The sequence below is a fragment of the Fischerella sp. PCC 9605 genome, from assembly GCF_000517105.1.
Classification (GTDB): Bacteria; Cyanobacteriota; Cyanobacteriia; order Cyanobacteriales; family Nostocaceae; genus PCC9605.
Genome location: NZ_KI912148.1, coordinates 72,905 through 95,834 on the forward strand (window position 1 = coordinate 72,905; position 22,930 = coordinate 95,834).

Here is a 22,930-nt window from a genome sequence, read left to right on the forward strand (position 1 = left end):
AATTACCCATAAAAAAGCAAAAACTTAGTGTTTAATATTTTACTCAAGCAAGAAAATAAGTTTAGTAATTACGCAATGATAGCTGAAGAATATATGAGGCGATCGCCCTTAGGTTGTCAAGAGGTTTGTGTAAGCTGCTATTGGCAGACAAGGCGTATTTTGCGATCGCTGATTATTACTTTATATTTAGCAACTTTCGGCAGTCTTGTGCCTTTGAGTATTGCGACAGCCCAAATCACGCCAGATAACAGCCTTGGTAGCGAAAGTTCTGTTGTTAGTCCCGATGTTATTAATGGTATACCGAGCGATCGCCTAGACGGTGGTGCAATTCGTGGGTCAAATCTCTTTCACAGTTTTCAAGAATTCAACATCAGTGAAGGTAGGGGAGCCTATTTTTCTAATCCTAATAGCATTGCCAATATTCTCACTCGCGTCACAGGTGGCAATCCCTCGAATATTCTTGGCAAACTCGGAGTTTTAGGTGACGCAAATCTGTTTTTAATCAATCCCAAAGGGATTGTATTTGGATCAAATGCAAGTCTAGATTTGAAAGGTTCATTTGTTGCAACTACAGCCGATAGTCTGGTCTTTGACAACAATTTTGAATTTAGTGCCACCAATCCCCAAGCACCACCACTGTTAACCGTAAGTATCCCAGTCGGGTTGCGATTTCGGGGTAACACTGCAAGCATAACCAACAGTGCCAATCCTGTTGGTCTTGCAGTGCAGTCAGGAAAATCTTTGTCGTTGATAGGTGGTAACGTCAATGTAGATGGGGGAATTCTAACAGCGCCAGGAGGGCGAGTCTTCTTGGGAGGATTGGCAGCAGAGGGAACAGTTGAGATAAATCCTGATCGTAGTTTGAGTTTTCCTGATGATATCACTAGAGCAGATGTATTGTTAACGAATGCAGCCATAATAGATGTCGCTGATAAAGGCAGCGGTAGTGTAGCAATTACCGCCCGCAACTTAAATATAGAGAAACAAAGCCGCATTTCTGCTGGTATCAAAGAAGGACTGATAGCTGATGGTTCTGTACCAGGAGATATTAACCTGAATGCGACTGGGTTGATGGCAATCAATCAGAATAGTTTAGTAGAGAATGTAGTTACTACTGGCGCTACAGGTAATGCAGGTGACGTTAATGTTTATGCAAATAGATTTGAACTGACTGGTGGTGGGCGTCTTCGCACCCGTACCTTGGGTAAGATGAGGAGTGATGCTGGTGACATCAATATCAAGGCGGGAGATATTTATATAAGTAATCCAGCTTATGAACTACCAGGTAAAGACTCAACCAAAGAAGATCGACCTACCCTGAATGCTGGTAACTATAAATATGACGGAATTGATGGTTTTGGTGCAGGACGTAGCGGCGACGTATCACTAGAAGCTGACAGTTCTATCACTTTAATCGGTGAGGGTGTAGTAGGAGAAGTAAACTCTGAGAATAAGGTGATATCCACCTACAACGGTGCTGGAGGAACTGGTGGTGGAGATATCTCACTCAAAGCCAAAGGCTCTATCTCTTTAGATAATGCTTATCTTGTAACTAGCAGCATCAATAGAGATGGTGCTGCCGGAAACATATCATTACAAGGCGATGCCTCGGTATCCTTAACCAATAATAGTGGTCTCGCTGCCACTACTTATTTCGGTACAGGTAATCCTGGAAACATCACATTGCGATCCAATGGCCCGGTGTTAGTGCAATCTAGCTTAGTCACCAGTGACATTAACAGCCCCAGCAAAAATCCAAACCCCAATAATGGGAATATTTTTATATCTGGACAGTCAGTTTTGATCGCTGATGGTTCAGAAATAGCAGCGAAAACAGGTAATGATGGCAACTTTGGCGGCAATATTCAAGTTGATGCTGTAGACTTGGTTGAAATATCTGGCAGAAGTCCATTTCCTCTATTATCTTCTCGAAGTCGTCCAAAGTCAGAATACAGTACCTTAGTGACAACTACTCAAGCAAAAGGCCCTGCTGGTAACATTACCGTTAATACTGATACTTTGCGTGTAGCGGATGGAGCAAGTTTAAAGGCTGCAACTCAAGGAGCCTTTCCGGGAGGTAATATTACTGTAAATGCCCGTGTCGTTGAGTTGACTGGTGGCGGAAAAATACTCGCCAGTGCTTCACGCACAGGCAATGCAGGTAATATCATCCTCGATGTTTCCGATCGCATTGCTATTTCAGGTGAGAATCCCAATTTTAAGGAAGTCTTTAATCAAATATTAACAAAGCGAGATACAGCGACAGCAGAGAGTAGACTGGACCCTGTTGACACTGCTGCCAGTGGAATTTATGCCAGCACCTCCCAAAATTCCACAGCAAAGGCAGGTAACATAGTAGTTACAGCCGGATCTATCAAATTGGATAACCGAGGAGCAATCAAAGCCACAGCTAACTCAGGTGATGGTGGTAATCTCAGCCTGAACGTCAAAGATTACTTGCTCATGGAAGGCAACAGTATTATTTCAACCTCCTCTGGCAATCCTCAAACTAGCGGCAATGGTGGCAATATTTTGATCAATGACCTCCCAAATTACCAAGGTTTTGTAATTGGCACACCCTCACAAAACAGTGACATCACCGCTAATGCTTTCGCTGGTCAGGGAGGGCAAATTATTATCAACTCTTATGGCATTTTGGGTTTTGTACCACGTACCCGGACAGAACTAGAGCAGCTTTTGAACACCACAGATGCCATTCAATTAGACCCAAGAAGGCTACCAACTAATGACATCACTGCCATTTCACAACAAAATCCGTCTTTAAGCGGTACTGTGCAAATCAACACATTAGAAGTTGACCCCAGTCAGGGATTAACAGAGTTACCAGAAAATGTTATAGACCCGAGCGATCGCATTGCCGAAAATCCCTGTCAAAAAGCCTCTGACAATACATTTATTGCCACTGGACGGGGTGGTTTACCAACAAGTCCCAATGAAAGTTTTAAAAGTGACAATGTTCGCATTGGCTTGATAGAACCTGTCACTCGTACAAGCAATTCTCAAACTGCGTCAATCATTATGCCAAAAACCTCTACTGTTGCCAAAAAGATTGCCCCTGCTCAAGGATGGGTGTTGAACGACAAAGGCGAGGTAGTTCTCACAGCTTACGACCCCACTGCTAGCAATCCCCAACGCGCCTCTCAAAAAACTGCTGCTTGTCCTGCACCTTTTTGAAGAAGGGAGGAAATATGTGGTGATGGGGTATCGCTAAGCAGGTAATATAGAAATTACAATCGTCGAAGACATCCAGCTAGAAAACCGAGCATTAATTACTGTAAATACCCAAGGGGGTCAGGGCAGTATCATCCTGGACTCCCATCATTTAATTTTGCGTCGTAATCGCAATATCACTAATAACGCCACAGATACAGTGACAGGTGGTGATATTACCATCAATACTGGTAACTTAATAGCCTCAGAAAACAGTAATACCAGTGCTAATGCTCAATAAAGCTTTAGGGGAAGAGTATTAATTACTGCTCAAGGCTCTTTGGTAATGATACTAAGTTGCAGTCAAAGATAGTAATTCCCTCACCCCGCCTGTCGGCACCCCTCTCCCAATTTGGGAGAGGGGAAGGGGAGAGGGCACGAATTGCTATTGCTATGTCTGAACGCAACTTGGTATGAGTTCAGGGAGTAGCTGACACCTGAAGAGGTGACATCACAGCTACTTCTAAACTTGGTTCCGAGTTCAGTTGCACAGTGTAAATCAACATCCAAATGTAGACCTGATACTAGGTTGCAGCCAAAGATAGTACTTCCCTCACCCCCCTCCCCTCTCCCAATTTGGGAGAGGGGAGGGGGGAGAGGGCACGAATTGCTGAGTCAGGGGTTAACTAATTGTCCCTGTTCAAGGATGGGTGTTGAACAACAAAGGTGAGATTGTTCTTGTTGCTTACGACTCCAGTGCTAGCAATACCAAACGAGCTTCTAAAAAACCTGTGGCTTAGCACCTTGTCAAGATGTATAAATTGCCCGAATCATTAGAAAAATAGTGTCTTATATGCTACTAAAAAACTCAGAATATATTTGGAATTTAGATAATAATTACCTAACAAATAACAAGCGATCGCGCATATATCGCCAACAGGCTTTTGTCAAAGTATGGCGATCACTGTTTTTCATCACTTTATCCATAGCTATTTTAGGTAGTCTGACAGCGATCAAATCTGCAAGAGCTCAACTTCCCTCAATTGCTGCTGATGGAAGTTTATCTACCACTGTTAGCAGCCCTGATGGCTCAAATTTCACGATTGAGAATGGCAATAGAACTGGGGTCAACCTTTTTCACAGCTTTAGCCGATTTTCCGTCCCTAATAATGGTTCGGCAGTTTTCCAAAATCCTAGCGATGTGCAAAATGTGATTAGCCGAGTCACGGGTGGTTCTCTATCTAATATTGATGGTTTGCTTAAAACTCAAGGCAGTGCCAACCTATTTTTACTTAATCCGGCAGGAATTTTATTTGGAAAAAATGCCCGCTTAGATGTTGGTTCATTTTTTGCAACCACAGCCGACAGTTTTATATTTGACAATGGGTTTGAATTTAGTGCCAGCAACCCGCAAGCACCGCCAGCGTTAACTATAAATATTCCCATTGGTTTGCGATTTCGGGATAATCCGGTCAATATCACCAATCAATCCATAGCAAAGGATATCAACGGCAATCTTGTTGGGCTTCAGGTTCCCTCAGGGAAGAACTTGGCACTAGTAGGCGGTAACGTGCGCTTAGATGGCAGTGGAATTAAAGCACCAGGAGGAAGAGTAGAGTTAGGAGGACTGGCAGTTGCAGGAACGGTTGGGTTAAATCCGGATGGCAGCTTGAGTTTTCCTAATGGTATAAAAAGAGCAGATGTATCCCTTGCCAATGAGTCTTTCGTTGATGTAACTGCTGGTGGAGGAGGGAGTATCGCTGTTAACGCCCGAAATTTAGAACTTTTGGGAGGAAGTGCTTTGTATGCGGGCATAAGCCCAGGTTCTGGGTCAGTTGGTAGTCAGGCGGGGGATATTACCGTGAATGCTACCGGACAAACAACAGTTACAAATAATAGCTTGATTTCTAACTTTGTGGGTTCTGGGGCTGTAGGTAATTCCGGAAACATAACTATTGAAACTGGACAGTTAAACATCAGTGATGGTTCGCAAATAGTAACTTTAACAACTGGTCAAGGGAATGCAGGAAATTTGACTATTAATGCCTCTGACTCAGTAGAACTGAATGGAGAAGGACAGGACATAACTTTATTAACTTCCCAAGTCCGTCCCAGAGGCAGAGGAAATGCTGGAGACTTGACTATTAAGACTCAACGATTGAGTGTCAAAAATGGTGCACAAATTTTTACTGGTACTTTTGGCGAAGGGAATGCGGGAAATCTGACCATTCGTGCCTCTGAGTCTGTGGAAATGGGCGGACGAGGTCGGTATGTAAATGGCTTGTTTACTACAGTTGAGCCTCGGGCTAAAGGAACTGGAGGCAACTTGACTATTGAAACCGGACGCCTAAGCATCAGAGATGGTTCTTATGTGTCAACGAGTACTTTTAGTGAGGGAGATGCTGGCAATATACTCATAGATGCCAGTGAATTAGTAGAAGTTGTAGGTACGGCAAGACCTGGAGGAGCAAGTTTTTTGGTTGCTAACACTCTCGAAAGAGCCACAGGAGATGGGGGAGACTTAAACATCAAGACGAAAAAGTTGGTTGTTAGAAACGCACAAGTCTCGACTACGGCTTTTGGCAAGGGAAATGCAGGCAATCTCACAGTTCGTGCTTCCGAATCAGTAGAAGTAAGTGGAAAGGTTGTGACAAGAAGATCTGGACGGGAAATTGTCAATTCCGCTGGTTTGTTTGCTCAAGTGAACCCAACAGGTGAAGGTAACGGTGGGAACATAGTCATCGAAACACCGTACTTAAGTGTCAGTGATGGTGCTAGAGTGCAGGTAGCTACCTTCGGTCAAGGCAATGCTGGCAATTTATTGATTCGTGCCGTTGATATAGATGTATCTGAAGCTTCTACAGGTATATTTGCTGGTGTCCGAGCAGATGAAGATGAAGCTCGGGTTTTACCCAGAGGCAATGGCGGAACTGTAACTATTGAAACAAATAGATTGCGAGTCAGAGATGGAGCTAGGGTATCAACTACTACTGAAGGTGAAGGCAATGCAGGTATACTGCAAATTCGTGCCGATGAAGTAGAAGTTTATGGGACATCACAAAACGGTAAGTTCACGAGTGAAATCAGTGCTGCGGCAACGCCACAAAGCACAGGTAATGGGGGAAGCTTGAGGATTAATACTGGCAAGTTGATTGTCAGGGATAAGGGTACAGTAACCGTAAGGAGCGAAGGCTCGGGACAGGCAGGAAACCTGGAAATTACAGCTCGCTCTATCAAACTAGACAATCAAGGCAGCCTTACAGCTACAACCACATCGGGTAATGGTGGCAACATTACTCTTAACGTCCGAGACTACTTGTTAATGCGCCGTAACAGTACTATTTCTACCTCCGCTGGTACTGCTCTGACTGGTGGTAATGGAGGTAATATTTTTATTAATAACCTCCCGAATTACCGAGGTTTTGTAATTGCCACACCCTCAGAAAACAGCGATATCACCGCCAATGCTTTTAGGGGTCAGGGAGGCCAGGTGACGATCAACTCTTACGGCATTTATGGGTTTGTACCACGCAGCCGGACAGAGCTACAGCAACTTTTGAACACAACAGATCCCGCTCAATTAGATCCTAGTAAGCTACTAACAAATGACATCACTGCCATTTCACAACAAAATCCATCTTTGAGCGGTACTGTGACTCTTAATACCTTAGATGTCGATCCTAGCCAAGGATTAACCGAACTACCAGAGAATGTCGCAGATGCAAGCGACAAGATAGCCCAAAATCCCTGTCAACGAGGTGTTGGTAGTACCTTTGTCATCACCGGACGTGGCGGTTTACCCTCTAATCCCAATCAAACTCTCAACAATAACAATGCTCGTGTTGATTTGGTTGAGCCTGCTACCACTAGAAGTAATGCTCAGAGTGCAACTATCAATCAGCCAAAGATCCGTCCTACTGCCAAACAAATTGTTCCTGCTCAAGGCTGGGTGTTGAATGACAAAGGTGAGGTAGTACTTACAGCCTATGACCCCACTGCTACCAATCTGACTCAACGCAGTTTGGAAAAAACCGCTGCTTGCCCTGCCCCTTTTTAAAAGTTATAAGTTTTCCAATTTCAGTAGGTGTTTAATCAAAAACAGAGAAAAACAGGGTATTACTAATATGCGATCGCTCTTTTTTATCACCTTAACCATAACAACTTTAAGCAGTCTTGCACCTCTTTCTACTGCTACAGCACAAATCACACCAGACAACAGTCTTGGTGCCGAAAGTTCTGTTGTCACTGGCGATGTCATCAATGATATTCCCAGCGATCGCATAGAAGGTGGTGCTACTCGTGGCTCGAATTTATTCCACAGTTTCCAAGAATTCAATGTCGGTGAAGGCAGAGGAGCTTATTTTTCCAATCCGGCCGGGATTGCTAACATTCTCACTCGTGTCACAGGCGCTAATCTCTCAAACATCCTCGGTACACTCGGTGTTATAGATAGCAATGGTGTTGTAGGCAAAGCAAATCTCTTCCTAATTAATCCAAACGGGATTTTCTTTGGACAAAAAGCCCGTTTGAATTTGGGCGGTTCATTTTTGGCAACTACAGCCGACAGTCTGGTATTTGACAATAATTTTGAATTTAGCGCTACTAACCCACAAGCACCACCACAGTTAACTATAAATATTCCCATTGGCTTGCGATTTCGGGATAAGCCAGGAGCAATTAGCGTTCAAGGGCCGGGTAACAATCTCCAGTTCGATCCTGAATTTTTAGAGTTTAAAGAAGGTCCAACCCCTGAAGACCTGGCAGTGCAACCCGGTAAAACACTTGCCCTTGTGGGGGGTAACGTGACGCTGGAAGGGGGAAATCTAATTGCAGACGGTGGCAGGATTGAAGTTGGTAGTGTCGGTAGTTCCAGTTTAGTGAGTATCACTCCCGTAGCCAAAGGCTGGCAGTTGGGATACGCAGGTGTTCCTTCCTTCCAAGATATCTCCCTATCCAAAAAGGCATCAATAGATACCAGTAGCGACGCTGCTGCTGGAGAGATCCAAGTACGGGGCAGAAATATTAAAGTTACAGATGGTTCTGCTATTTTTGCTTTTACAGGTTCGCAACCAGGAGGAACCCTCAGTATCAATGCTTCTGATACGTTGGAAGTAACAGGAATCTCAACCAATAATTCAGTTCCCAGTACTATATATAGTGCCGTCTACCCAAATGGCACGGGTAGTGGTAGTGATTTAATTATCCAAACTGGGCGGTTAATCGCTCAGGGTGGATCGCAGACAGGTGCTGATACGTTTGGTGTAGGTAGTGCAGGTAACGTAATAATTAATGCGTCTGAATCTGTAGAAATCAAAGGCGATGTAGTAATAACAGGCATATCCTCAGAAGGTGAGGTTAAAGATTTTACTGTTCCCACCGCTATAGGTACTATTTTGCAGGCAGACAGCACGGGTTCAGGTGCCCAATTAACTCTAGAAACACAACAATTGAAGATTGAAGATGGGGGAGCGTTAATCACTGGCACATTAGGCGAGGGAGAAGCAGCCACTTTAAAAGTGAAAGCTTCCGAGTCAACGGAACTGATTGGAGAAGGCAGTGCCATATCTAGTTTAACTGATATCTCTTCAGGTGATGGCGGCACTATCATTCTAGAAACTCCACGATTATTAATTCGTGATGGGGCTGAAATAACTGTGAGCGGTAAAGGTGATGGAGATGCTGGCGAACTCCGAGTTACATCTCGCTCTATCCGCTTGGAAAATGGTTTGGTGCTGGAGAATGGCTTGAAGAAGAGAAAAGGCATCGCAGCCACAGCCAACTCAGGAAATGGCGGTGATATCTACTTGGATGTGCAAGATTACTTGCTCATGGGTGGAGAAAGCATTATCTCTGCCTCCGCAGTAGATGGTAATGGTGGCAATATTTTTATCAACAATCTCACGAATTACCGAGGTTTTATAATTGCCAGACCCTCGCAAAACAGCGATATCACAGCTAATGCTGGCACGGGTCAGGGAGGCAGGGTGGATATCAAATCTAATGGTATTTTTGGGCTAGTGCCACGCAGTCGACAAGACCTTGAACGACTTTTGAATACGACCAATCCCGATGAATTAGATCCAATAAATCTACTTACCAATGACATCACTGCCATTTCCCAACAAAATCCATCTTTGAGCGGTACTGTTACAATCAACACCCCAGATGTTGACCCCAGCCAAGGATTAACAGAATTACCGGAGAATGTCGCAGACCCAACAGAGCAAATCGCTCAAAACCCCTGTCAAATAGGGGTTGGTAGTGAATTTACTATCACCGGACGTGGCGGTTTGCCTGCTAATCCCAATCAAAACCTCAGCCATAACAACGCTCGTGTTGACTTAGTAGAACCTGCTACCAGTACAAGCAGTTCCCAAAGTGCAACTATTAATCAGCCGATCGCTTCTACAACTGCCAAACGGATTGTTCCTGCTCAAGGATGGGTGTTGAACAACAAAGGCGAGGTAGTGCTTGTTGCCTACGATCCCACTGCTACCAATCTGACTCAACGCAGTTTGGGAAAAATAGCTGCTTGCCCTGCCCCTTTTTAAAAGTTATAAATTTTCCAATTTCAGGAGGTGTTTAATCAAAAACAGAGGAACAGGGTACTACTGTATATCAATCATATGCGATCGCTCTTTTTTATCACCTTAACCATAACAACTTTAAGCAGTCTTGCACCTCTTTCTACTGCTACAGCACAAATCACACCAGACAACAGTCTTGGTGCCGAAAGTTCTGTTGTCACTGGCGATGTCATCAATGATATTCCCAGCGATCGCATAGAAGGTGGTGCGATTCGCAACTCAAATCTTTTTCACAGTTTTCAGGAATTCAATGTTGGTGAAAATAGAGGAGCTTATTTTTCCAATCCGGCTGGCATTACTAACATTCTCACTCGCGTCACAGGCGCTAATCCTTCTAACATTCTCGGTAGACTCGGTGTCTTAGGTGACGCCAATCTGTTCTTGATTAATCCCAAAGGAATTTTCTTCGGGCCAAATGCCCGTTTAGATTTGAAAGGTTCATTTTTAGCGAGTACAGCCGATAGTCTCGTATTTGATAACAATTTTGAATTTAGCGCCACCAACCCACAAACACCGCCACTTTTAACCGTAAATATTCCCATTGGCTTGCGATTTCGGGATAATCCGGGGAGTATTACCATCGGGGATAATCAGGAAAATCCAACACCTGAATCGCCTACTCTTCTTGAAGTTCAGCCACAAAAAACTTTGGCGCTAGTAGGCGGTGAGATTAACTTAAATGGTCAGAGACTAAGAGCACCTGGAGGACGAATTGAGTTAGGAGGATTACAAGCTGCGGGAACAGTGGGAATAAATAATGATGGCAGTTTAAGTTTTCCCGATGGAGTGGAACGAGCAGATGTATCTATTAATGCATCGGAAGTGGATGTTACCAGTGGAGGGGGAGGAAGTATTGCGATTAATGCTGGGAATATCAATATCCTCGGTGGTAGTGACATTTGTGCTGGGATTGGCGCAGATGGGGCTTGTGGCGGACTAGCATCAGATTTTGGTTCTGTGGGAAGTCAAGCAGGAGACATCACGCTGAATGCTTTGGAAAATATCACGATCGCCGATCCATTCAGCGATATTAACAATCGGGTGAATGCTAATGCAGTTGGTAACGGTGGCAACATCAATATCCAGGCTAGATCATTGTCTTTAACAAATGGTGGAAGAATAAGTTCCAGCACCTTTGGACAGGGAAATGCAGGCACAGTAAATATAAATACTAGTGATACTGTCTCCTTGGATGGTGGAAATAGCGGAAGTTTTATATCCAATAATGTAGGGCGTGGTGCTGTTGGTAACAGTGGGGAGATAAATATCACAACAGGTTCACTATTTGTCACCAATGGTGGTCAAATACAATCCGGTATAAATGGAGGAGGAGAGGGAAATTCAGGAAAAGTAAAAATTGTAACTCGTGATACTGCTTCTTTTGATGGACGCAGACAGGGCAGATTTCCTAGCGGTATCTTCACTGATGTAGAAGAAAATGGTAAGGGAAATACTGCCGGTATTGATATCAGCACAGGCTCTCTTTTCATTACTAATCGCGCTCAATTAGTTAGCACTACTCAAGGAAGAGGAAATCCAGGAAATATCGTTATAAACGCTCAAGACCAAGTTTCTTTAATAAACTCCATTATTATTAGCGAAGTCACCGAGAAAACTGGTGTGGGCAATGGGGGGGACATAAAAATAACGACTGGTTCTCTGATACTTAACGATGCTTCAGCATTACTTGCGGATTCAGAGAATATAGGGAACGCAGGCAATATTATTATTGATGCTCGTGACTCTGTAATTCTTGAAGGTCAAGGCCCTAGCGCTGGTGATATTAATCTGACTGTTCCCAGTCAAATTAGTACCACTGTCGAGAGCATAGAATCTACAACTACGGGCGAGGGAGGTAATATTAGTATCTCCACAGGATTGCTCTCCATTAAAGATCGAGGATTTATAACTTCCTTTACCGAAGGAAAGGGAAATGCAGGTGATATAACCATTAATGCCCGTGATATTCAACTCAACGACAATAGCATCTTGAATAGTGGTGTGAGAGCAGGAGGTGAAGGAAAAGGCGGTGACATTAATATCAGGACTAATTCACTTTCTTTAAGAAATGGCTCTCAGATTAATTCTTTGATTTTTGGGCAAACAAGAGATAATCGGGGGAATATCATTCCTGCTGGTCGGGGAGAAGCTGGAAACATTACAATTAATGCTTCTGATCGCATCATCCTTTCTGGAGTTAGTGCTAATGGTTCTTCCAGTGGATTATTTGCTCTCACACAAACAGGAACATCAGGTTCAGCAGGAGATATTTCTGTTCAAACTGATAACCTGAGAATTACAGACGGTGCAGTTATCAATGCTACTACTTCCAATGCTAGTGATGGCGGCAATATTTTCATTAATGCGAGAAACTTTGAAGCACTCAATGGTGGACGAGTAGTTACAGCAACTCGCAGTACTGGTAACGCTGGGACAATAACATTTAAAGTTACAGAAGATATGACTATTTCTGGCTTTAATGGGGAATTTGCCAGCGGTATCTTTGCCAACACATTTGAAGGTTCCACAGGAAAAGGCGGTAGCATTTTCATCGACCCCAAACAAGTCACAATCAAAGATGCTGGAACTGTCACAGCAACCAGTGCTGGTACGGGAGAGGCTGGTAATATAACGCTTGAAGCTGATAATCTTACCCTGGATAGGGGAACAATCACTGCTGAAAGCGGTAGGGCCGCAGGCGGTAATATAAAATTAGATATTAAAGATTTATTGTTACTGCGTCGTAACAGTCAAATATCTGCCACTGCTGGCAGAGAGCAAGGTGGCGGCGATGGCGGCAATGTCAATATTAACACTGGCTTTCTCGTAGCTTTCCCCAAGGAAAATAGCGATATCACAGCAAACGCATTTACTGGTAGTGGGGGTAGAGTCGATATCCAAGCAGAGGCTATCTTTGGCATTGAACCACGCGATCGCCCTACATCATTGAGTGATATTACCGCTAGTTCGGAATTCGGTATATCTGGTACTGTCACCCTCAACACCCCAGATATTGACCCCAGCCAAGGATTAACAGAATTACCAGAGAATGTTACAGATCCGAGCGATCGCATTGCCGAAAATCCTTGCCAAAAAGGGGTTGGTAGTGAATTTATCATTACTGGACGTGGCGGTTTGCCAAGTAGTCCCAATCAAATTCTCAGCAATGACAACATTCTCGTTGATTTGGTAGAGCCTACCACCAGTACAAGCAGTTCCCAAGGTGCAAATATTAACCTCAGCATAACTAGTCCTAGTGCCAAACGGATTGTCCCTGCACAAGGATGGGTGTTGAACAACAAAGATGAGGTAGTGCTTGTTGCCTACGATCCCACTGCTACTAATCTGACGCAACGCAGTTTAGGAAAAACCGCTGCTTGCCTTGCCCCTTTTTAAAAGTTATAAATTTTCCAATTTCAGGAGGTGTTTAATAAAAAACAGAGAAAAACAGGGTATTACTGTACATCAATCATATGCGATCGCTGTTTTATATCTCCTTAACCATAGCAACTTTAAGCAGTCTTGCACCTCTTTCTACTGCAAGGGCGCAAATCACGCCAGACAACAGTCTTGGTGCCGAAAGTTCTGTTGTCACTGGTGATGTCATTAATGATATTCCCAGCGATCGCATCTCAGGCGGCGCTACTCGTGGCTTGAATCTATTCCACAGTTTCCAAGAATTCAATGTCGGTGAAAATAGAGGAGCTTATTTTTCCAATCCTAATGGGATTGCGAATATTCTCACACGAGTCACAGGTGGTAATCCCTCAAATATTCTCGGTACACTCGGTGTCTTAGGTAACGCAAATCTCTTCTTAATCAATCCAAAAGGGATTTACTTTGGATCAAATGCCCGATTGAATCTCGGTGGTTCATTTTTTGCAACTACAGCTGACAGTCTTGTCTTTGACAATAATTTTGAGTTTAGTGCCACTAATCCGCAAGCACCGCCACTGTTAACCGTGAATATTCCCATTGGTTTGCGATTTCGGGATATTCCTGGAAGTATTATCAACAATGCCAATTCTTTTGGTCTTGGGGTGCAGCCAGGAAAATCCTTAGCACTAGTGGGCGGTGACGTTAATTTCAACAGTGGGTTAGTAGTAGCACCAGGAGGACGAGTTGAGTTGGGAGGATTGGCACAAGCCGGAACAGTTAGGTTAAATGCAGATGGCAGCTTGAGTGTTCCTCAGGAAGTAACAAGAGCAAACGTATTGCTTACTAATGGCGCTATTGTTGATGTAACTGGTGGAGAAGGGGGCAATATTGCTATTAATGCTCGAAATCTAGAGCTTTCAGGAAGTTATCTTGTTGCTGGTATTGGAACGGGTTTTGGAGCACCAAGCACTCAAGCAGGTGACATTGTAATTAATGCAACAGAAAATGTGACACTCAAGGGAGAAGGTAACTCCTCCAGTTTTATTGTCTCTGATGCAATTGAAGAAGGAGATGCAGGCAGTATCAATATTCTAACAAGGTCGCTGTTTGTGATTGATGGATCTCGAATAGCTTCTAGAATCTTTGGACGGGGGAATGCAGGTAGTATCAATATTAATGCCCAAGATACAGTTAGCTTTAGTGGAGTGGGAGCAAATGGAGCCAGTGGTGTCTTCAGCAGCGTGCAGCCTACAGGCGTGGGCAATGGAGGCGATATAACAATTACGACTAATTCACTTTCCTTCATCAATGGTGCTTTCCTGTTCGCTGGTACCTTTGGGCAGGGAAATGCAGGGAATATAAATTTTTATGCCCGTGATGTAGTCTCCTTTGATGGGTCAGGAAACACAGGATTTCCTAGTGGAGCCACCAGCATAGTGGGAGAAGGAGCCATCGGCAAAGGAGGTAACATCAATTTCACAGCAGGTTCACTCTTTCTAACCAACGGTGCTCAAGTTAGCGCTGCTACCTACGGACTGGGGGATGCGGGGAATGTAAATCTGACTGCTCTCAAAGTCTCCTTTGATGGGTTGGCGAGCAGTGGATTTGCCAGTGGTGTCTTCAGCAGTGTGGAAGAAGCAGGCAGAGGCAATGGTGGTAACGTTAATCTTACAGCTAGTTCAATATCCCTAACCAACGGCGCTCAAATTAGTGCTGCTACCTATGGACAGGGAGATGCGGGGAATATAAATCTGACTGCTCTCAAAGTCTCCTTTGATGGGTTGGCGAGCAGTGGATTTGCCAGTGGTGTCTTCAGCAGTGTGGAAGAAGCAGGCAGAGGCAATGGTGGTAACGTTAATCTTACAGCTAGTTCAATATCCCTAACCAACGGCGCTCAAATTAGTGCTGCTACCCTAGGAAAGGGAAATGGTGGAAACCTCAGAGTTTTAGCTAGACAATTTGATGTCCAAAATCAGGCAGAAGCAACGGTAAGTAGTAGAGAAGACGGAAATGCAGGTAATATCCAGGTAAGAGCTTCTGAGATCAATCTGTACGATCAAGGGAAACTTACGGCAGAATCTGCCTCCGGTAAAGGTGGAAACATTAGTCTACAAACGGACAACTTGCTACGCTTACGCCGTAACAGCCTAATATCGGCAATTAGTGGTACTCCTGGAAGCGTTGGACAGGACGGTAATATCAATATTAATACTCCATTCTTAGTCGCTTTCCCCTCAGAAAATAGTGACATTGTTGCAACAGGCTTTGGACGTAGTGTTGGCAGTAATGTGCAAGTTAATGCACAAGGAATCTTTGGCATTCAGTTTCGGGATCAACTTACTCCACAGAGTGATATTGTTGCATCTGGAAAAGTAACGCTAATTACACCCGAAATAGATCCCAGTAAAGGATTAGTGGAATTCCCTGAGACTGTAACAGATCCGAGCGATCGCATTGCCGAAAATCCTTGTCAACGAGGTATCAGTAGTACCTTCGTTATCACTGGACGTGGCGGTTTACCAACTAGTCCCAATCAAAGTTTGAAAACTGACAATGTTCGCGTTGATTTGGTAGAGCCTACCACCAGTACAAGCAATTCCCAAAGTGCAACAATCAACCAACCGATAACTTATACTACTTCCAAACAAATTATCCCCGCTCAAGGATGGGTGTTGAACAAAAAAGGTGAGGTAGTGCTTGTTGCCTATGACCCCACTGCTACCAATCTGACTCAACGCGCTTCTTCCAGAAAAAATGCAGTTTGCCCTGCACCTTTTTGATATTTTTTGATTATTGAGGAGTATAGTATGCGCCTAAAAAATAACGTATTCATCCGGAAGCTAAATAACTGGCTGAAAAAAAGTTATAAAAAGCGATCGCTGTTTTTGGCAACTTTGCTGTTTATCTTCTCAGCAGCAACTCCATCTGTGATTGCCACAGTTCCCCAAGCAACCCCAATTGTCCAAACTCAGCAGAATGCCCAACAACAAGCTAATCAAGCCACGCAATTATATCGCTCTGGACAGTTCCAAGAAGCAGCGGTTGCTTGGGAAAAAGCAGCGGCTGGTTTTGCTAGCCAAAAAGATGGCTTAAATCAGTCAATGGCTTTGAGCAATCTCTCGCTGACTTATCAACAACTGGGACAGTGGGATAAAGCCACAAAAGCTAGCGAAGATAGTTTAGCAGTGCTAAAAACTCAGCCAAACAGCCAAGAAAAATTAAAAATTACAGCCCAAGCCCTAGACATTAAAGGCTATTTACAAAGGGAAACAGGAAAAGCAGCGGATGCTCTCGATACTTGGCAAGAGGCGACAAAAATCTACAGCCAAACTAATGAACCAACCAAACTAGCCCAAAGCAAGATTAACCAGGTTCAGACTATGCAAGATTTGGGGCTTTATCCCCGCGCTTGCAAGACTTTGTTAGAAGTATTAGATAAAGAAATAGGAGTGACAAATTGTCAAGAATTAAGTCAATTAAGTTCACAAGAATTAACAGCAAAGCTGCAAAAATTTACTGACGAATCTCCTTCTTTAACCTCAGTAGTGGGCTTGAGAAGCCTGGGTGAATTGCTGCGATTTATCGGTCAGCCAGAACAGTCTGAAATCGTCTTGAAAAGCAGTTTAAATCTAGCGCAGAGATTGAACTCTCCCCAAGAGCAAGCAGCTACCTATCTGAGTTTAGGCAATACATTCAACACCTTAGCTGAAAGCGAAAGAGTGCGCCGCAAAAGAGAGAATTATGACCAACAAGCATTAGATGCCTATAGTCAAGTAGTAAAAATTGCTACTTCTCCAACCATGCGCCAGCAAGCGCAACTGAATCAATTGAGCCTCTTGCTGAAACTGAAAAGAGAGTCTGAAGCAGAAGCTTTATGGTCATCCCTGAATTCTCAACTTGCAAATTTACCTCCCAGTCGTACAGGAGTTTATCAGCAAATCAACTTTGCCCAGAGTTTAGTAAAGTTAGGGTCAAAAGGTAACTTCCAACTTAAGCAAAACTCTCAACTCCCGAGTTTTGATGAGATTGATCGGATTTTAGCCAAAGCCACTACCCAAGCCAGAGGTTTGGGAGACAAACAAGCCGAAGCCTATGCGGTGGGAAATCGTGGCGCACTGTATGAACAGAGGGGCAATCCGGAGGATTTGTCTCAAGCCGAAAAATTCACAAAACAGGCTCTGGGTATAGTTTCTAGCGTAGAAGCGCCGTATATATCTTATCAGTATTTCTGGCAACTAGGCAGGATACGCAAAGCACAAGGAGATATACCAGATGCGATCGCAGCTTATACCAAAGCCTACAATGCCCTACAATCATTGCGTAGCGATTTAGTAGCAGTCAATCCAGAAGTACAATTTTCTTTTCGGGATAGTGTTGAACCAGTTTACCGACAATTAGTCGAGTTAGAGTTGGAGTATGCTAATTCCCTCAAAACAGCTGGAAAAAACGAGGAAAGTCAAAAACAAATAACTCAAGCCCGAAACGTGCTTGAATCTCTACAATTGGCTGAACTCAACAACTTTTTCCGGGAAGCATGTGTAGAAGCAAATCCCAGACTAATTGATGAAATAGACACTACCGCCGCTGTTATTTATCCGATTATTTTGCAAGATCGGTTAGAGGTAATTCTCAGTCTCCCCAATCAACCCGCACGCCTTTACACCACCAAAATTACTCAACAAGAATTGGAAAACACTGTAGAACAGATGCAGCGTTTTCTGAGAGTTCCTCCAACTCAAATCCAGGGAGTTGCTCAAGCTGAAGTCCAAGAATTTATGCCCCTCTACCAACAAGCATATAACTGGCTGATTCGACCCCTAGAGAAGGAGTTAGCAAACACTCAAGTTAAAACTCTAGTGTTTGTCTTGGATGGAGAATTACGGAATATTCCTATGTCTGTACTGCACGATGGCAAGCAGTATTTAATAGAAAAGTATGCTGTTGCCTTGACACCTGGTTTGCAACTACTCAACCCAAAACCGCTAGCAAAAATTGATATTAAAGCCTTAACAGCAGGATTAAGTCAAGTTCGCAGTGATTTGCCAGCGCATCAAGGCTTTGAACCATTGCGTTACGTGCAATCAGAAATTGAACAAATCAACAAACTAGGAGTGTCAGCGAAATCGCTGCTCAACAATAAATTTACTAGCAAAGAGGTTCAAAGCGAGATTCTTGATTCTCCAGTTCCCATAGTCCACCTGGCTACTCATGCTCAGTTTAGCTCTAATGCTGAAGATACCTTTATCCTCTTTTGGGATAGACGCATGAATGTTAAACAATTGGGTAACTTGCTGCGAAATAACACACTGGATTCCCGCAGACCGATAGAATTGTTAGTTCTCAGTGCTTGTGAAACAGCCATTGGCGATCAACGCGCTGCTTTAGGACTTGCGGGAGTGGCAGTGAGGTCTGGTGCCCGCAGTACACTAGCAACATTGTGGTCAGTCCAAGATCAAAGTACTGCTAAATTCATGGGTGAATTGTATAGCCAGCTAGAACAAGCCAAGAAGACTAAAATCAGCAAAGCACAAGCAATCCAGCAGGCACAACTGGCACTTCTTAAAGATCAGCAGTACAGCAATCCCCATTTCTGGGGGCCATTTGTGATCGTAGGTAACTGGCAATAAGGGATTGCCAACAAATAAATTATCCAATCTTGTGGGGCGGGTATCTTGCCTGCCCAAACCAAACGGCTACTCGTGTCCCCTACCTCCACAATAAAAAGATGTTGGGTCTGATTACTTCGACCCAACCCACAAAATTTATTCCACTAAATTAGAACAGAGGCGCTAAAACTCTCTCGGTGCATTACGCTGAAGCTAACGCACTTACCAGAATTTCGGGTTTTATTTAGTTGACTTAACTTAGCGAGAAGCAAACTAAAAATCAGACGGTAAAAGTACACTGTCAATTTCAACAATCACACCATTTGTGGTGGTGGTAGAAGGATGCTTGGCATTAGCATCATTTAATTTGACTGTGCCATCAGGAGTATCAGTGATCTTGACTTGACTGCCTTCGAGAGTTTTGATTAAGCCACTATTTACCTGTTCAGGAGTGATCTGACCAGATATCAAATGATTTTTCAAAACTTTAATACGGTTTTCTGGCTTGCTATATTGCTTGAAAACATTATCAGGTAAAGCATTAAAGGCTTCATCTGTAGGAGCGAAAATTGTGAAATAACCAGGTTTCTTGAGCGTGTCGAAAAGACCTGCTTCTTTCAACTCATCAACAAGATTGGCATATTTGCCATCCTTCGCAAGGGTATCAGCAATAGTGCTGTTGGAGTTGCGATAGGGATAGTTCCTATAAGCAGAGGGTTGAAATAAGGCTAAGCGTGGATAAAAGAATTTTCTGGCTAGGACGGGAGAAGCAATCATGGTTGTGACGCCAATAATGCTGATTAACCAAGCCAATTTGACAAACAATTTTTTGCCATTAAAGGCATGAGAATTTCGAGGAAACATAGGGCACCTATGGTAACTCTATTTTTATGCTAATACTACAAGGGATCGGTAGAATATTTCGGAAAAATTTATAGATATTTCTATATAGTTATTTGTATGTTCTCAGATTGGTAGGCTGATTGCATCAATGTCTGGATGCAATTAGTCTCAGTAGTCGGTTATTAACTGTATATACCAGAATACTTCACAATAAATCTTTATCTTTCTCCTCATCCTCACTCTCTCTATGATTTAGGACACGGAGTGTTGAAGAAGCACAACCAGGGATTGTCTTCTTTCGCCAACTGGCGATCGCAGTTTAATTACACGGACTATTGATAATACCACAACACGAAGCGGAAACTAGCATTTGGCTGTTTGAGTTGCCGAACACCGCATGAGGAGTACCTATACCCTGTGGTTTTCAACTCAGACTGCTCACCTAAGAATTACAGCCTTTCCTCAACAACAGAAATAAGCCACTACTGCCGCATAACAGCGTAGCTTTGGAACCTACTGAAGGTATAGTTCACCAAATAGAACCTTTTCCAGAAAACTGCGATCGAGAAATTCTGAGATTTTAATCTCTTATGCAGATTTTTTTATAGACATTATGGTGGAGAATGTTGAAGAAATTTACCAACAAAAATAAATAGCCATGAGAGACAATCGCAACAAGCAAATACGTATATGGGCAATGCTGTGTCATCTCTCGGCTTTATTGTGGATACCATTAGCTTTATTAGTATTTCTGGGAATTCCCTTGTATCTGCCATTGCTAAATATCGTGGGGCCGTTGGCTATTTGGCGATGTAAAAAAGCACAAGACCCCTGGATAGATTTTCAAGGAAGAGAATCTTTAAATTTTCAACTTTCACTGACGGTTTATACTTTAGTTGTTATTATAATTTCCTTATTTTTAGTTTTTACGACTTGTGGTGTAGCCTTAACGAATCATATGGTTTCTAGACAATTAGAAACTATTTTTAATAGTCTCTTAACTATTTTAAGCATACTTATATCAATATTAATGTTATCGCAATTAATTTTAGTAAGTTTCGCAGCTATTAAAGCTTATAAAGGTCAACATTTTCGCTATCCTTTGACGATTAGATTTTTGAGGTGAATTATTTGGGCTTTTGGCTCTTATTCTATAGGACTAGTATTTGATTTTTGGGCGTTGCATAATTGCGGGATGATTTTGGAATTTGTACCAACCACAATCACCGTGTCCCCGTGTTCCCGCGTCTGGTGCGTCAGCCTCATTCATCCCATTATTCAGCAACGCCGATTTTTGAAAAGATACGTAGGGGAGGCAAAAAGGGGTGTGGATTTTCCTCCCCCTTTATTGCCGTTGCGTTAGCCTTTGGCGTAACGCACCATTCTATGTTTTTGGTGCCGTACTCTCGCCGATCGCACACCCTACGTGTACTTAGTGCGATCGCAATCTCTTTTTGGAAATCATAACAGCAAATTGCTTCCTTGCACTTTCAAATAAATTCGTGAATCAGTATTGGAACCAGATGAATCAGTTTTTGAACCTCGTGAATCAGTTTTTGAACCTCGTGAATCAGTTTTTGAACCTCGTGAATCAGTTTTTGAACTTGGTTGACTGAGTTAACGAACTCGCGCGAGTATGAAAAACTATCAGATGAGGTTATTTAAATAAACTTATGTCATCTATGCCACAGGTTGCAACTTTTGACCACAATCCAGCTAAAGCGCAACTCATTGGCGTTGCAGTTGTCGGCACAGGATTTGGTCAAAAAGTCCACATTCCTGGATTCCAAGCCCATCCCCGTACCCAGGTAGTTGCTGTTTATCACCGAGATTTAGAAAAAGCCCAAGCCATAGCACAATCCCAAAATATTCCCTATGCCTGCAATACAATTGCAGATATTGTTTCTTTAAGCGAAGTGCAAGCAGTCAGCATCGCCACACCACCATTTTTGCACTACGAAATGGCTAAGGAAGTTTTGCAAGCCGGAAAACATTTGTTACTAGAAAAACCTACAACTCTAAATGCCGCTGAAGCGAAAGAACTTTACTATTTGGCAAAATCAAAAGGCGTCACTGCAACTGTAGATTTTGAATTTCGATTTGTACCAGGATGGCAATTATTTTCTGAACTTTTATCACAAGGGTATGTCGGCAACAAACGCCTAATTAGAATTGATTGGTTGGGTTCTTCTCGTGCTGATGCTTCCAGACCTTGGAATTGGTATTCGCAGAAAGATAAAGGAGGCGGCGCACTAGGGTCTTTGGGTTCCCACACCTTCGATTATATTAACTGGCTGTTTGGATCGTTACGCAGATTAAACGCCCATTTAAATACTGCCATAACCCAACGACCAGACCCCAACACAGGCGAATTAAAGGCAGTAAACAGCGATGATACTTGCATGTTGACGCTAGAATTGGCAGATGGTACACCTTGTCAGGTTTCCATCAGTGCGGTTGTACATGCACAGCGTACTCATTGGGTAGAAGTGTATGGCGATCGCGGTACTCTAGTTTTAGGAAGCGAAAATCAAAAAGATTATATACATGGTTTCCGTGTTTGGGCATCCCAACCCGGTAAACAGCTAACAGAAATAGAAATTCCCAATAGATTAGTATTTCCCAAAAATTATGCTGATGGTCGCATTTCTGCGTTTATCAGAGTGGTAGACCAATGGGTGCAGGGAATTGATAGAGGAGAGGAAATAGTTCCATCCTTGCGAGAAGGGGTTTATTCCCAGTTGTTGATGGATTTATCTCATGAATCAAATATGACATCAAGCTGGATAGATATACCCAGTTTGGAAGAATTTCTGGGAAGTTAATATTTAATATTCAAGGGTCAAGGTTTAGAGTTTCCTTCCCTTGATTAAAAATCACCTGATCGGATGAGCCTATAGGATGAAGTCAAATTATTATCTTTTATCTTAACCTAAGTAGTAATCCGCAATAAGTAATCACTAGGTTTGGCTATGAGCGAACCAGCAAGTGCAGACATCAAACAAGCATATAAAACGACAGCAGAAATGGCTTTTGTTATAGCCCAAGCTTTGAGTCAAATCAAAGATGAACGGGTGATAGATGAAGTGGTCGCTAGATTGCTCAAAGATTGCGATAATTAATATCGTGTCTGCTTGAATACTTATACTGTCGCGTAAGCTGATAATAATGAGTCAGCGCAGTTTACTCTGTGGGAAGCCGCAATGACTATCTTATGTCTAAAGACATACGTTTATAAATTACTCCGTAAGAGAGATGAATTTTTATTAGCAATACAGTAATTATCTAGCATTATCAAAAGTTGTTCAAATAATTGCGTTTCTAGTTAGAGCATGATATTTTGAA

Annotated in this window: 11 protein-coding genes; 10 read left to right on the top strand and 1 reads right to left on the bottom strand. The window is 43.0% G+C overall.

Going from position 1 to position 22,930, the window contains the following annotated elements:
* Positions 1 to 27: 27 nt before the first annotated feature.
* From FIS9605_RS0102735 to FIS9605_RS0102760, 7 genes are all read left to right on the top strand, one after another.
* The gene (locus tag FIS9605_RS0102735) at positions 28 to 3,195 is read left to right on the top strand and encodes a two-partner secretion domain-containing protein (protein ID WP_231510220.1); all 3,168 of its coding nucleotides are present in this window, start codon (positions 28 to 30) and stop codon (positions 3,193 to 3,195) included.
* 154 nt (positions 3,196 to 3,349) lie between these two features.
* Positions 3,350 to 3,472 carry a hypothetical protein gene (locus tag FIS9605_RS45990; protein ID WP_269321006.1) on the top strand — a complete coding sequence of 41 codons (123 nt, stop codon included), beginning with the start codon at positions 3,350 to 3,352 and terminating at the stop codon, positions 3,470 to 3,472.
* A 552-nt stretch (positions 3,473 to 4,024) separates the two neighbouring features.
* Positions 4,025 to 7,228: a two-partner secretion domain-containing protein gene (locus FIS9605_RS0102740; protein WP_051469915.1), complete on the top strand. Its 3,204-nt coding sequence runs from the start codon at positions 4,025 to 4,027 to the stop codon at positions 7,226 to 7,228.
* Between the two features lie 67 nt (positions 7,229 to 7,295).
* The gene (locus FIS9605_RS36095; RefSeq protein ID WP_051469916.1) at positions 7,296 to 9,722 is read left to right on the top strand and encodes a two-partner secretion domain-containing protein; all 2,427 of its coding nucleotides are present in this window, start codon (positions 7,296 to 7,298) and stop codon (positions 9,720 to 9,722) included.
* Between the two features lie 75 nt (positions 9,723 to 9,797).
* Complete coding sequence (locus tag FIS9605_RS0102750; RefSeq protein ID WP_026731214.1) at positions 9,798 to 13,154, top strand: two-partner secretion domain-containing protein; 3,357 nt, start codon at positions 9,798 to 9,800, stop codon at positions 13,152 to 13,154.
* A gap of 77 nt (positions 13,155 to 13,231) precedes the next feature.
* Positions 13,232 to 15,916 carry a two-partner secretion domain-containing protein gene (locus FIS9605_RS0102755; RefSeq protein ID WP_026731215.1) on the top strand — a complete coding sequence of 895 codons (2,685 nt, stop codon included), beginning with the start codon at positions 13,232 to 13,234 and terminating at the stop codon, positions 15,914 to 15,916.
* A gap of 27 nt (positions 15,917 to 15,943) precedes the next feature.
* On the top strand, positions 15,944 to 18,763 hold the full coding sequence (locus FIS9605_RS0102760; protein ID WP_026731216.1) for a CHAT domain-containing protein: 2,820 nt from the start codon (positions 15,944 to 15,946) through the stop codon (positions 18,761 to 18,763).
* A 252-nt stretch (positions 18,764 to 19,015) separates the two neighbouring features.
* On the opposite strand, the gene FIS9605_RS0102765 is transcribed toward FIS9605_RS0102760, so the two are convergent.
* Positions 19,016 to 19,606 (bottom strand): fasciclin domain-containing protein, encoded by a 591-nt coding sequence (locus FIS9605_RS0102765; protein ID WP_026731217.1) that lies wholly within the window; start codon positions 19,604 to 19,606, stop codon positions 19,016 to 19,018.
* Positions 19,607 to 20,243: 637 nt separating this feature from the next.
* Between FIS9605_RS0102765 and FIS9605_RS0102770 the strand changes: the two genes are divergently transcribed.
* From FIS9605_RS0102770 to FIS9605_RS43825, 3 genes are all read left to right on the top strand, one after another.
* A complete protein-coding gene (locus tag FIS9605_RS0102770; protein WP_026731218.1) occupies positions 20,244 to 20,711 on the top strand; it encodes a DUF4870 domain-containing protein in 468 nt (155 codons plus the stop codon).
* A 547-nt stretch (positions 20,712 to 21,258) separates the two neighbouring features.
* Positions 21,259 to 22,410: a Gfo/Idh/MocA family protein gene (locus tag FIS9605_RS0102780; protein WP_026731219.1), complete on the top strand. Its 1,152-nt coding sequence runs from the start codon at positions 21,259 to 21,261 to the stop codon at positions 22,408 to 22,410.
* A 147-nt stretch (positions 22,411 to 22,557) separates the two neighbouring features.
* A complete protein-coding gene (locus tag FIS9605_RS43825) occupies positions 22,558 to 22,707 on the top strand; it encodes a hypothetical protein (RefSeq protein WP_197035994.1) in 150 nt (49 codons plus the stop codon).
* Positions 22,708 to 22,930 lie beyond the last annotated feature (223 nt).